We start from the raw sequence: 12695 nt of genomic DNA on the forward strand, positions 1-12695 counted from the left end.
AGGGAACAAGAAGTTGAATTTACCTTGACTTAAGGTTGCAGTGTAGAATTCGGGCTTGTTCGACCAGCGAAGTTCGGCAGGTCGATGAAACATCGCGTAGACGCGGAGAGGATGGTCGTGCAGGAGGACCATACGGCTGACACGGAAGCCGGCCAGGGCGGCCCCATGCCCTATGACATCGCATCGCGTATCGGGGATATCCGCGCTGTTGACAAGTGGCGCAACATGTTCTCCGGCAGCAAGACCATGCAGGCCTGGAGACTGTGGCACCTGTTCCAGTCGAGGGTGGTCGAGGGCTGTGACGCCAGCCTCAAGCAGAACACGCGAGTAGATCTGGTCGACCTCTATATTCTGGTTGCGCTCCACGACGCCCCGGATCAGCAGATGCGGATGTCGGACCTCGCCGGTGCCGTTGGTTTTTCTCCGCCGCGCATGACCTACCGGGTCAACAAACTCGTGCAGCGCGGCTTCGTCATGCGAGAAACACAGACCGGTGACGCGCGCTCACAGCTTGTGCGGATCACCGATGAGGGATCGGAAGAAATGGCGGCTGCGTACAAGCTGCACGAATTCCAGATCGGAGAAATCTTCGGCAAGGTCTTTTCGGACGAAGAGCTCGACAACCTCAGCATGGTCGCAGCTTCGCTTCTGACTCTTCGTATGCCCTGATCCACGCACTTCCTGAACCGGTCAGCGCGGCCAGCCTCCGTCTACCCCGGCAGGTTCCACTGGGCTGAGCGCATTTGGCGACGCTGATTCGGTGTGGGCGTGCGCAGCGTCAAAGCTGCGTGAACTACCCTCATCTCGAAGTAGTCGCTCATGCCCGCAAAGTCGCCATCCAGCTGCAGTGCCAGTTCCTCTTCAGCTTCGATGGTGACCGACGAGCACGTGACGATTTCGGTGGCAAGCCCCCGCTTTCGACGGCCAACCACTGCCAGCAGAACACTCGCCCACTGTGCGATGTTCTTAGGCGTGGTCACCAGAACATTGATGAGCCCGTCGTCCGGTCGCGATCCGGGCAGCAGCTCAAGGCCCGCCTGCACTCGACCGGCATTGGCGCCCAGCACCGAGCGGATGGAGTACGACTGCACCGGTTTGTCGTCGAACTTCATTTTGACTTTGGTGCGGTTTCCAGTCAGCTGGCGGCTGCCGGCCTCAACATAGGCCAACCAGCCGATCCGCTCTTTGAGTTCCGGCGAAACGGTCTCCATGACCGCTGCGTCATAGCCCATGCCGGTCATGACAACGGATGTATCAGGTTCGGCCTGCGGGCTGGTGCGCGTGCGGATGACGTCAATGTGCCTGTCGTGTCCGTACATGGCGATCTTGATGGACCACTCCGGGTTCTCAAAGAAAAGACCGGTGTTCCTGGCCAGGAGGTTTCCTGTGCCGATCGGCACCAAGCCGAGCGCGACATCGGTATCGGCAATCACGTGCGCAACAGCGCGCACAGTGCCGTCCCCGCCGGCGGCGATGATGAGGTCAACCCCCTCATCGACAGCCTTCCGGGCGGCCGCGACCCCGCCGTCCTCTTCGTCCGAGGGAATGATGAGCGGCTGAGCCCACCGCGAATTGCGTGCCTCGGTCTGGGCCGCGGCGATGATCTCCTGGGCCTCTGGCTTTGTGGGGTTGTACACCACGGCAAACCTGGGCTGTTTGTCTGACGAGGTGCCGCTGGACTCACGCTCGCTCGTCACCTTGGCGAGTTCCGAGGAACTCTGACTGTCAATGCTTCGGCGTGTGCGCAGTGCTCCGACGCTGTGACCGATCGCGTAGGCAACAAGAGCTACGACGAGTATCAGCAGGATGGTCAGAACGGTCTGCGTGCTGAAGTACATGATGCGAGTCTAGCCGCCCCGGCTGTGAGGTTCGTGCGGATCGGGACGTTCTCACTCCCGTCACCTGCACGTTCGACAGGGCCGGCTAAGCTTAGGGGCGTGATTGATCTTGTGCAGCTGAGGAACAACCCGGACGTATTCAAGGCCTCGCAGCGGGCCCGCGGCGGCAGCGTCGAACTGATTGACGACGTCCTGTCCGCCGATTCTGCCCGCCGGCAGAGTCTGACCGCTTTCGAAGAGGCTCGCGCCCAGCAGAAGGCCTTCGGGAAGAAGGTTTCGCAGGAAAAGGACCCCGAAGCCAAGCAGGCGCTCGTAGCCGAAGCCAAACAGCTGGCCGAACGCGTCAAGTCGCTCGAAGCCGACGCTTCGGAAGCCGAGCAGGCCTTCACCGCCGCGGTGCAGAAGGTTCCGAACCTCATCATCGACGGTGTGCCCTCCGGCGGGGAAGAAGACTCCGTCGAGATCCGCCGTGAAGGAACGCCCCGCGACTTCGCAGCAGAAGGCTTCGAACCGAAAGACCACCTGGAGATCGGCGAAGGGCTGTCCGCAATCGACACCGGCCGCGGCGCCAAGGTGTCCGGATCGCGCTTCCACTACCTGACCGGCTTCGGTGCACGCCTTGAAATGGCGCTGCTCAACCTCGCGATGGACACCGCCATCGAGGCCGGCTTCACTCCGGTTGTCACGCCAACGCTCGTCAAGCCCGAAATCATGTCCGGCACCGGATTCATGGGCGAGCACGCTGACGAAATCTACTTCCTGGAACGTGACGACCTCTACCTGGTCGGCACCTCGGAAGTAGCCCTGGCCGGCTACTACAAAGACGAAATCATCGACCTGTCCGACGGTCCCATCCGCCTGGGCGGCATTTCCAGCTGCTACCGCCGCGAAGCCGGATCCTACGGCAAGGACACCCGCGGAATCATCCGCGTCCACCAGTTCCAGAAGGTCGAAATGTTCGCCTTCACCCACGTGGAAGACGCCGAAGCCGAACACCAGCGCATGCTCGACCTGCAGGAGAAGATGCTCGGGTACTGCGAACTGCCCTACCGCGTGATCGACATTGCCGCAGGTGACCTCGGCGACTCCGCCGCGCGCAAATACGACACGGAAGCCTGGGTGCCCACCCAGAGCACCTACCGCGAACTGACCTCCACCTCGAACTGCACCACATTCCAGTCCCGCCGCCTCAATATCCGCACGCGCGGTGAACACGGCAAGACCGAAGCGGTCGCCACCCTCAACGGAACCGTGGCAAACACCCGCTGGATCGTGGCGATTCTGGAAAACCACCAGCAGGCAGACGGGTCGGTCAACGTTCCCGCCGCACTGCAGCCCTACCTGGGCGGCATCAAGGCGTGGGGGCCGGAAGGACCGCGGCACTGACACAACGACCACAGCCGGATGACTCACAGGAGAGATCGTGACCGAGTACATCGTCGCCCTTGACCTCGATGGAACAGTAGTCGACTACGAGAACCGACTGTCGGATTACACCCGAGCGGTCATCCGTGCGGTGGCCAGGCGCGGTCACCACGTGGTCATCGCCACCGGCCGCACCGTCGACGGGGCGCTCGATGTCGCCAACCGGCTGGGCCTCACCCACGGCTACGTGGTGGCCTCAAACGGGGCGGTCATTGTGGAACTCGATGCTGAATCCGACCGAGGGTGGGACGTCTACCACGTCGAATGCTTCGACCCCGGCCCGGCGCTTGAGCGGATGTCCTCGGTGCTTCCCGAAGCCCTCTACATGGTCGAAGACACTGACTTGGTGCGCTGGTCCTCCGGACAGTTCCCCGACGGCGACCTTGCAGTGGGCAACGACCTGCGAGTGACAAGCTTCGAGGACCTCAAAACAAAAACCGCCACGCGAATCGTCATGCGTGAAATGACGATCGACAACGCCGAATTCGAAAAGTCGGTCCAGAACATCGGCCTGCACGGGGTCACCTATTCGGTCGGCTGGTCGAACTGGTTGGACATTCAGCCCGACGGGGTTTCCAAGGCCAGCGCCATTCAGCGCGTGGGAGTGAACCTCGGTGTCGAACAGAAGCACACGATCGGTGCCGGCGATGGTTCAAACGACGTCGAAATGCTTCAGTGGGTCGACACCGCGATTGTCATGGGCCAGTCGAAAGAGAAGCTGGGCGCCTACGCCGACATCATCGCCGCCCCCGTTGAAGAAGACGGTCTGGCCGAACAGCTGGTGAACTTCTTCGACCTGACGAAGGACGAAATCTCAGCCGAGTTCCGCTGAGCGGGCGCGGGCAATCGCCTCGAGAACAGGGGCGATGCCGCCGTCAGCCAGCGACGGGGCGCGGAATGCTGCGGCCTGCAGTGCCTGCTGGTGGCCGTCGGCTATTGCAAAGCCCGCGCCGGCCCACGTGAGCATTTCAATGTCATTGGGCATATCACCGAACGCCGCGACTTCAGGGGAGCTGATTCCACGGTCAGCGGCAAAGACTTCGAGAGTGTGCGCTTTTGTGATGCCCGGGGCGGCCAGTTCAATCAGACCCGATGACGGGTTGGAATGCGTGGGGTGGAAAATCCCGCTGGTCAGCGGGCTGACGGCGTTCAGAAGAGCCTCGGAATCATAGGATCCGGGAATCCGCACAAGAACTTTGAGCACCGTGCCGAGCGTGCTTTCTTCGCCATAGGCGATTTCGGGAGCCTCTAGGCGAGCCCGCACAGCAGCTGATTCGGACAGTTCGGTTGCTGAATCATGGACGAAGCCCGGCGACGTGAATGACCCGTCCGGAGTTTCATAGGCCAGCACTGCCTGCGGAAGAACAGAGTGCAGGCGTTCGCGGAAATCAACCAACTGGCCGGGATCAATGCCGTAGGCAGCCGCCAGCTGTCCACTCTGCATGTCGAGTACAGCAGATCCGTTGGCGCAGATGGCCCACTGAAGCTGCGGCAGCTGCGCCGCTACCGGGTCCATCCAGCGCAGGGGTCTGCCGGTGACGGGAACAACGTGTGCGCCTGTTTCGCGAACCGCATCGATGGCCTCAAGGACGCGGGCGGTGATGGGCGTACCGGTTTCCAGCAGAGTGCCGTCGACATCCGTGGCGATCAGACGGATACCGGCCAAAGCGCGTTCGTCTGGCAGGTGCATGCTCATGGTGTTTCCCTTCCCGCGGTGCCCCGTACCCCTGTGCGTGTCTGGGCTTCGGCGATCAGAGCTTCGGCGTCATCGACGAACCGAGCAGCCGATGCGGCAGCGGCATCCGCTGGTCCGGCTGCGGGCTCCAGTGGTCGTGCTTCACCCCGGCCGGCGTTCGTCGCCTGCAGCGCAGCGACGCGTACATGAGCCGCCGCCTGCGCTGCTTCGGATACTTTCCCTGCTGCGCGGCTGAGCAGTTCGGGAAGGTCACCCACCTGCTGGCGGACGTCGGCTGGAAGAACAAGCCCTTCCAGCGGCCACCTGCTGTGGGCGTATTCGGCAATGTGGGCGGCACGCTGGTCGAGTTCAGACAGTCGGTGGGTCAGTTCGACCACCGCCGTGACCGCCGGGACGCCGGGGGATTCCTTCTGGGCCTGCACGGCGGTTGCGTACAGCCTGTCGACCGCGCGGCCGAAACGGTCGCGGTGCTGACGCCACAGGCCTGTTCCCAGGCGGGCATCCAGTGAATCGTCTCGCTGGTCGCCACCGTCTGACGGGCGTGACCGCAGCCAAGAAAACAGTCCCACTGCTGTCCTATTACAGGTAGTTGCCCGGCCCCGCCGGTGTGTGTCCGGGCTTCCTGACAGCCTGAGCCGCGGGTGCGGGCTGCTGCCCCTCGCCGCTCATGGCCTGGCGGGCCATGATGGCGGTTTGGATGCTCTGCACCAGACCGTCAATCCACCCCGAAGCGTGCGAAATGGCGATGAGCAGTTCGCCGCGCGACGGTGTAACCGGCAGAGCGGCAGCCCCGCGATCGTATTCTTCGAGCAGTTCGTCGCTGAGAACCTCTGCGAAGTCTTCGCGTACGCCCTTGTGGATGCGGCTGAGCCTCTTGCGGCCGGCGGCATCGAGATCGTCAGTGCCGCGCAGGTCTTCCAACAGCCGGTTCAGCGTGTTGCCGATGCGCAGAACCCGGGACGGGTCGGTGACATCCGGGCTTTCCTCATCACCTTCCGCGCTGTTTTCTCCGCCGCTTTCAGTGATGGAATCCGTATCTGCATCAGCAGTCGGCTGCTGTTCTTCTTCGGATTCGACGGGGGTTTCAGCTGTGCTGTTCGCGTCAGTCATGTGCACCTACCTTGAGGATTACCTTGCCGATGGCTTCGCCGTCTTCCAACAGACGGTGGGCTTCGGCGACGTCGTCAATGGGAAGTTCCCGGTACACCACCGGGGCGATGCGGCCGCTTGCCACGTGCGGCCAGAAGTCCTGCAGAAGGCCCGCAACGACGGCCGCTTTCTGTTCTTCCGAACGGGCGCGCAGGGTCGTGGCGATGACCGTCTGCCTGCGCACCATGAGCCGGCCTAAGTTGAGTTCGGCCTTCGCTCCGCCCTGCAGGCTGATGACCACCAGCCGGCCGTCGCGCGTGAGTGCTTCCGTGTTCTTTTCGAGGTAGGCCGCACCCATGATGTCGAGGATGACGTCAGCGCCAGGCCTGCGGTCCGCATCCCGCGGGAGTCCGAAGAAATTGGGGGAGTCGGGCTGCTGGGCATCCCCCGTAATCTGCTTGATGCGGTCAACGAAGTCTTCTTCGCGGTAGTTGATGACGGCATCTGCGCCCAGTTCGCGGCAGAACTCGGCTTTGCGCTGGCTGCCGACCGTGACGGCTGTTTTTGCTCCGTGGGCTTTGGCCATTTGGATGGCCGCGGTGCCAATACCGGAACCACCGCCGTGGATAAGCACCCATTCGCCAGGCTGCAGGCGCGCTGTGGTGAACAGGTTGGAGTACACGGTGGCCATGACTTCCGGCAGCGCTGCTGCTTCAGCGAACGTCATGGGACGATCGGCACCGCTGTGCGGGTCAGTGACGGTGGGGATGGGCATCAGCTGGCCGATGGGAACGGGCACGTATTCGGCGTAGCCTCCGTCGGTGAGCAGAGCCGCCACGCGATCGCCTGCCTGCACTCCCGCCGCGCTGTGTGCAGCGCCATCTGCCGCGGCACCGGCAGCCGCGGGCTCAGCACTTTCTGCCTGGTTGACGGAGACAACGGTGCCGGCGACTTCCAGGCCGGGGATCTGCGTGGCACCCGCGGGAGGACGGTAGTTTCCTTCGCGCTGCACGATGTCGGCCCGATTGACCCCGGCCGCGGCCACTCGCACAAGAGCGTGCCCGGGCGGACATTCCGGAACGTCGACGGCCTCTACCCGCAGGGCGTCGCGCCCACCGGGCTCTGGGATTGTCACCGCGCGCATCGTCGTCACTTCAGCCATGCGGCAAGCCTATCTGTCGGCACTGACACAAGCTTGAGTCCGGCACCCCGGAGGTGCCGAGTTCGGCACCTCGGCGGAACAGTGCCCGGCACCTCGTCCGCGTGGGGCGGCCAGCAAACCGGAGACACAGCAAGCCCCGGCCCGGCCGCAGACCAGACCGGGGCTTCGCCGAACTCAGACGAACATGTGGAACAGAGGCGAGTCCTCGCCGACCTTTTCGATTTCGAGAGGCGATTCGTCCATCCGCTGCAGCAGACCGGGCAGATCAGCCGCATTGCCCAGCGTGATGCCGACAAAAGCGGGACCGGTTTCGCGCCCGGAGCGCTTCATGTACTCAAACAGGGCGACATCGTCATCCGGGCCCAGCACCTCGTCGAGGAACCGGCGAAGAGCCCCCGGCTCCTGCGGGAAGTTCACAATGAAGTAGTGCTTGAGCCCCTCCCACACGAGCGAGCGCTCAAGGATTTCCGAGTAGCGGGAAATATCGTTGTTGCCGCCGGTGAGAACACACACGACAGACGAACCCGCGGGAACTTCGAGCGGGGCGAAAGACCCTTCCGGACCGACAGAGGCCGAGGCGATGGCACCGGCGGGCTCGGCGATGATGCCGTCCACCTGGTACAAATCGAGCATTTCCTTCGCGATCCGGCCCTCCGGAACCGGGTGCAGCTCAAGGTCCATGCCGGAGATCATCTGGTACGTGACATCACCGGCGCGGCGCACCGCGGCACCGTCAGCAAAGGAGTCGATTTCGGGAAGTTCGACCGGCTTTCCGGCGGAACACGCAGCGATCATGGAAGCAGCGCCCGCCGGCTCCATGCCGATGACCTTGGTGTTGGGCATGGCTTCGCGTGCGTATTCGGCAATGCCTGCCAGAACTCCGCCGCCGCCGATCGGCACGACGATGTAATCGGGGTCGTAGCCCAGCTGATCGCGGATCTCAACACCGATCGTGCCCTGCCCGGCAATTGTGCGCGGGTGGTCGAACGCCGACACCATGAGAGCGCCGGTCCGTTCGGCGTAGCGCTTGGCCAGTGCCGAAGAGTCGTCGTAGGTGGAACCTTCAATTTGGACGGTCACGCGCTCGCCGCCGAAATGGCGGATGCGCTGGATCTTCTGCTGCGGGGTGGTGCGCGGAACGATGATCCGCCCGTCAATGCCCAGATCGTTGCACGCCTGGGCGAAGCCCTGCGCGTGGTTGCCAGCCGATGCGGCGACAACACCGCGGGCCCGTTCTTCTGGGGTCAGCTGAAGCATGAAGTTGAACGCGCCGCGCACCTTGTAGGAGCGGACAGCCTGCAGGTCTTCGCGCTTGAGGTAGACGGTGGCTCCCGTCGCGGCCGACAGCCGCTCGGAAATGTGCAGGGGCGTCGAAACCACTTTCGGCTGAATTCGCGAGGCGGCCTCACGGATTTCAGCAGCTGTTGGGGGCACCTGGGGTTTCTTGCCGTCTATTAACACGTTTTCATTCTCGACCTTTCGCTGACGGGACGGCAACTTCCCGCGTCATATCACTGAAATATGGGGGTTGGCCGATACAGTGGGAGGGTCAGTCCATCCTGGTGAGGAGAACATACAGTGGCGATCAGCAGCGAGCTTGAGCACCTGCTTTCGGAATGGCTGCCCCGGCAGTCGTGGTTTCCGAGGCAGCAGGGGGTTCTCGGCCGCGTGCTCGCATCCTCCCCGGATGTCACCCCGATGTCTTCGGTCGAGGTGTTCCACCTGGACCTGCCCAGCGGCGGTCAGGTGTACGGCTATGAATCGGTCATCGCCGTCGGCAGCACCACACCGGGTGGTGCGGAGCAGGTGTTCCGCCTCAACATCCCTCTGACGTACAGAACCGAAGAAGAGCTCAGCCTGCGCTCGCACCTCATCGGCCGCATTGACGATCTGACGCTGGGCCGGGTCTGGGTGTACGACGCCGCGGCGGACCCCGCCTATGTCCTCACGATGGTCGGGGCGATTGCTGCCGGACGCAGCTTCCCCGGCAACCAGGTCAACGCACACCGCGTGAGCCCCCAGGCTGTCGATGTCGACGATCTGAGCTCATCGGTCGCTGTGGCCGATGCTCTCAGCTCAGCCCAGGTCACGGTTTCGGACCGCGCTAACGTCACGAACGTCGTCATTGACCGCGGCCTGAGCCGTTCAGTGCTCACGGTCTTCCGCGTGCTCAACGCGGCCACTGCCGCCGCGCTGCACATGCCGGTGGCGCTCACAAAGGCCGATTCTGCCGCTGTTCCGCACGTTGCCGGCTGGATGTCCGGTCGCTGGTTTGACGGCTACGGCCTGGAGACGTGCGAACTTCCCACCCTCATGCTGACCGGCGGTGAAGCCGAAGCTGACACCGCGTGGGCGCAGGCCGTCCGGTCGGCACTCGAAGTCGATTCTGGTTCGACCGCCAGCTTCGTCGACACCGCAGGGGCGATCGGTTCGCGCATCGGCGAACTGCACGGCGACCTCGCCGGCATCTTCGGCATTGTGGAATCCGCTGATGCCACAAGCGCGTGGATCAAGAAGTGGCAGGAGCGCATTGACTGGGCGTTTGAACGTTCACCGCTGACGCTCGAACCGCTGCGCGGCGACCTCAAACGGCACCGCGAATGGCTGGCCGGCCTCGATTCCGTGGGTGGTCTGCAGCGCATCCACGGTGACCTCACCCTGGGCAATGTCATCATGGCTCCCACCGCTGGCCCCCGGGTGCGCAACTTCGCAGAGGGCGGCGACGGACAGACCGCCGAACCGAAGCCCCCGGCCTTCGATCTGGTCGCGCTGCTGCGCTCCCTGGACTACGCCGCTGGCTACGCGCGGCTCAAGCGCACGGGAGCTCTTGAAGCTGACGAGGCGCCGCTCACCTCAGGTCTGTCTCCCGACCAGCTGCGCGAAGTCACGGACTCGCCGGAGTTCGAATGGTCGAACCGGGCGCAGAACTCGCTTCTGACCGGGTACTCCCGCGCTGTGGAAGGCGCTGTCACCCTGGACGACCCGATTCTGCGCGCAGTGCTCATCGACCGACTGCTGGTCGAAGTGGTCACAGAACTGCGCAACCGTCCGGCGTGGCTCACAGTGCCGCTTGCCGCACTGACTCTGGCGCTGCGCGGACGTCCGCCGAAGGCCACTCCGCGCGGTACGGCAGCACACCGCAGCGGTCCGATTGAACCGACGAAGGTCACAAAGACCCCGCGCGCTGAGGCTCCGGAAGAAAAACAGGCTTCGGAAGAAGCACAGGCCCCGGTTGGCAAGAAGATCGACAAGAAGGCTGCCAAGAAGCACGAAGGCGGAAGGGCTTTCGGTCTAGACGGCACTGCCGCTCCCGTGAAGAAGACGCAGCCTGCCGCAGATGTCGCTGGCCGCGCGGATGTTGCGGACGTCGGATCTGAGGGCGACGCTGCACAGGCATCGGCCTGGGCAGTTCCCGGTGACAAGGTCAGCGCTGAAGACTTTGCACAGCGGGCCGAACTGCAGATCCCACAGCCGGACGAACCGAAGAAGAAGCCCAAGAAGTCCAAGAAGGCCACAAAAGCCCAGGAGAAGGCTGAGGAAAAAGCTGCCGACAAGGCTGAGCCGCAGGCTCAGCCCGAGCCCAGCGAGCCTGACAGCAAATCGGATGCGCAGGCCGATGTACTGGCCGACAGCCCCTCGGAACAGAAGACGGATAAGCCGAGCGGCACCTCGTCAGATTCTGCAGAAGCCGAACCCCAGCCCGCACCCGCGGGCGGAGGCCTGGGCGGGCTCGTCATCGGCGACTACACGCTCCACGAAGAAGACGGCGACTACGGCGACGAAACCGAAGAAGAGGAACAGCCGCCCGCACAGCCGAAATCAGCGCGCAACAACTGACGGTGCCGCGCGGTCCTCACGCGGGTGTGACCTAAAGGCCGTGCTTGGGCGGAAAGGCTCAGAGGCGCTTCGATAGACTCGGGGCCAGCGGGTTTGCTCCCGCATGACTCAGCGCACGCAGCCAAGGAAGCAGACACCGGTGCCGGAAACCCACGACACAAGCGATAGTCCCCGCATGGAAAGTGCTGAACCGACCCACAGGGGATCGCGCAAGCCGATCCTTACGATCATCGCAGTCGCCGCGGCACTGCTCATAGCCGCCGTCGGTATTCGCGCGTGTGAAGACGACGCCGCACCATCCCAGGAACAGCAGACCGAAGCTGATTTCCTCAATGCCGAACAGGCGGGGCGGATCGTCAGCGCTCTCCAGGACGAGGGTGCAGACGTCTACCAGCTGATCATCACCAAAAAACATGCCACCGCTCAGGTCTTCGAAAAAGACGGCAAACTCACCAGTCTGATGTTCAGCGAAACCGGCGAACCCGAAAAGAAGCCGGGAGGCAGCGCCCCGGCCGACGCCGCACGTGTTCCCGCTGCTGATATCAGCGCTGACGCCTTTACGGCCGCCGCCGACAAGACCCTGAACGTCATCGACCAGGCAGATCGAATCCGAGCGCTGTCGATCGAACAGGACTACGGACACTTCAACGGCTGCGACGCCGGACCGTCAGCCACGCTGCGAGTGGCAACCTCCGGCAAAGGATTCGGTGAGGGATCGGGAACCGTCGTGTGGAGCCTCGATGCTGAGCGCATCCTCGGTGTGCCCAGTGCTGACGGGGCCGAGCCGAAAATCGCCCAGACAGACGAAGCCGAAAAGCTGCTGAACACCATGCCGGCAGTCGAAGCAATGTCTGAACACTCCGGAGCTCAGCTGGTCAGAGCGCTCGAATACTACGAAGTGAAAGAAGTCTTCAGCGTTGAGTTCGCCGGGAACGAAACGAGCGCTGTTGTGCTCACTCAGGACGACCAGATGGTCCAACTGGACTTCGCCACGGGCGCACCCACGGCAAGCAGCTACACCCACTCGGAGCTCAAACCGCTCGACGACTGGAAGAAGTTGGCAGATATCGAGCCCAGCAGTCGGCTGATGGAAGCCGTGGAAGACCTCGAAATTCCAACCGCCTCCGCTGGGGCTCCGAAGGGTGCGGGAGCTGCGCTGTTCAATGCCGACAAGCGAACACCAGCACCGGAAGCTGAACCGAGCAGCGAAGCCGAGGGGACCGAGGAGGCGAGTAGTACCTCGGAAGCGGCAGAGGAAGCGGCTGACGAGGGAGCCAGCGAGGCAGCCGGGCAGCCGGATGGTGACGAATCGGAAGGTGCGGGAGCCGAACAGACTCCCGGCGCCTCGGAATCCGCAGACCCCAGTGAGGAGCCGACAGAGCAGCAGACCGCAGATCCCGTCGACATGACCGAACTGCCCCTGCTCCTGGTGCGCCACGTTGAGGAACACGGCGATGTTGTGTTCGTCGATTCGAAGACCGGCAGCGCTGAGCGGCCCAGCAAGTGGGCGCTGGCCGACGGCAAGCCGCTGGACGAGGACCTGCAGAAGGCCTACTGGACTCGCGTCAGCCAGTAGCCAATCGACACGCGCGACTGTTGGTTGTCGGAGCTGAAGTTTGGCAAGCGGCGGCTGGCGGTTAACAGTTGG

11 protein-coding genes are annotated in these 12695 nt (G+C 63.5%); 5 read left to right on the plus strand and 6 right to left on the minus strand.

The genetic code is table 11. The features are described 5' to 3' along the window. Positions 1-84 precede the first annotated feature (84 nt). Positions 85-669 (plus strand): MarR family winged helix-turn-helix transcriptional regulator, encoded by a 585-nt coding sequence (locus HMPREF3172_RS05440; protein WP_083281431.1) that lies wholly within the window; start codon positions 85-87, stop codon positions 667-669. A gap of 41 nt (positions 670-710) precedes the next feature. On the opposite strand, the gene HMPREF3172_RS05445 is transcribed toward HMPREF3172_RS05440, so the two are convergent. Then, positions 711-1838 carry a diacylglycerol/lipid kinase family protein gene (locus HMPREF3172_RS05445; RefSeq protein ID WP_070516041.1) on the minus strand — a complete coding sequence of 376 codons (1128 nt, stop codon included), beginning with the start codon at positions 1836-1838 and terminating at the stop codon, positions 711-713. 99 nt (positions 1839-1937) lie between these two features. Between HMPREF3172_RS05445 and serS the strand changes: the two genes are divergently transcribed. Together serS and HMPREF3172_RS05455 are read left to right on the plus strand one after the other, a co-directional pair. Further along, a complete protein-coding gene (gene serS, locus HMPREF3172_RS05450; protein WP_070516042.1) occupies positions 1938-3224 on the plus strand; it encodes a serine--tRNA ligase in 1287 nt (428 codons plus the stop codon). Positions 3225-3261: 37 nt separating this feature from the next. Then, positions 3262-4095, plus strand: a complete 834-nt coding sequence (locus HMPREF3172_RS05455) for an HAD family hydrolase (RefSeq protein WP_070516044.1) — start codon at positions 3262-3264, stop codon at positions 4093-4095. Here HMPREF3172_RS05455 and HMPREF3172_RS05460 read toward each other — a convergent pair. The 5 genes from HMPREF3172_RS05460 to ilvA all read right to left on the minus strand — a co-directional run bounded on the left by HMPREF3172_RS05460 (position 4078) and on the right by ilvA (position 8644). Continuing rightward, positions 4078-4959, minus strand: a complete 882-nt coding sequence (locus HMPREF3172_RS05460; RefSeq protein ID WP_083281432.1) for an HAD family hydrolase — start codon at positions 4957-4959, stop codon at positions 4078-4080. The genes HMPREF3172_RS05455 and HMPREF3172_RS05460 overlap by 18 nt on opposite strands. Next, positions 4956-5528: a hypothetical protein gene (locus HMPREF3172_RS05465; RefSeq protein ID WP_083281433.1), complete on the minus strand. Its 573-nt coding sequence runs from the start codon at positions 5526-5528 to the stop codon at positions 4956-4958. Before HMPREF3172_RS05465 ends, HMPREF3172_RS05460 begins: the two co-directional genes overlap by 4 nt. Before the next feature lie 10 nt (positions 5529-5538). Then, positions 5539-6069, minus strand: coding sequence for a proteasome activator (locus HMPREF3172_RS05470; protein WP_070516046.1), 531 nt, complete (start codon positions 6067-6069; stop codon positions 5539-5541). After that, positions 6062-7210 carry an NAD(P)H-quinone oxidoreductase gene (locus HMPREF3172_RS05475; RefSeq protein ID WP_256173224.1) on the minus strand — a complete coding sequence of 383 codons (1149 nt, stop codon included), beginning with the start codon at positions 7208-7210 and terminating at the stop codon, positions 6062-6064. The genes HMPREF3172_RS05470 and HMPREF3172_RS05475 overlap by 8 nt, the downstream gene beginning before the upstream one ends. A gap of 174 nt (positions 7211-7384) precedes the next feature. Then, entirely contained in the window at positions 7385-8644 is a 1260-nt protein-coding gene (gene ilvA, locus HMPREF3172_RS05480; RefSeq protein WP_167346407.1) for a threonine ammonia-lyase IlvA, read from the minus strand. A gap of 144 nt (positions 8645-8788) precedes the next feature. Between ilvA and HMPREF3172_RS05485 the strand changes: the two genes are divergently transcribed. Then, a complete protein-coding gene (locus tag HMPREF3172_RS05485) occupies positions 8789-11047 on the plus strand; it encodes a maltokinase N-terminal cap-like domain-containing protein (protein ID WP_070516047.1) in 2259 nt (752 codons plus the stop codon). Between the two features lie 175 nt (positions 11048-11222). Next, positions 11223-12623 carry a hypothetical protein gene (locus HMPREF3172_RS05490; protein ID WP_141741587.1) on the plus strand — a complete coding sequence of 467 codons (1401 nt, stop codon included), beginning with the start codon at positions 11223-11225 and terminating at the stop codon, positions 12621-12623. Positions 12624-12695: the final 72 nt, after the last annotated feature.

The sequence above is a fragment of the Brevibacterium sp. HMSC08F02 genome (genome assembly GCF_001807555.1).
GTDB lineage: Bacteria > Actinomycetota > Actinomycetes > Actinomycetales > Brevibacteriaceae > Brevibacterium > Brevibacterium ravenspurgense.

Bases quoted from the DNA above. Each gene is read 5' to 3' on its own strand.
- HMPREF3172_RS05490 (WP_141741587.1), top strand. From the start codon at position 11,223: ATGGAAAGTGCTGAACCGACCCACAGGGGATCGCGCAAGCCGATCCTT.
- HMPREF3172_RS05475 (WP_256173224.1), bottom strand. From the start codon at position 7,210: ATGGCTGAAGTGACGACGATGCGCGCGGTGACAATCCCAGAGCCCGGT.
- HMPREF3172_RS05470 (WP_070516046.1), bottom strand. From the start codon at position 6,069: ATGACTGACGCGAACAGCACAGCTGAAACCCCCGTCGAATCCGAAGAA.
- HMPREF3172_RS05445 (WP_070516041.1), bottom strand. From the start codon at position 1,838: ATGTACTTCAGCACGCAGACCGTTCTGACCATCCTGCTGATACTCGTC.
- HMPREF3172_RS05460 (WP_083281432.1), bottom strand. From the start codon at position 4,959: ATGAGCATGCACCTGCCAGACGAACGCGCTTTGGCCGGTATCCGTCTG.
- HMPREF3172_RS05440 (WP_083281431.1), top strand. From the start codon at position 85: ATGAAACATCGCGTAGACGCGGAGAGGATGGTCGTGCAGGAGGACCAT.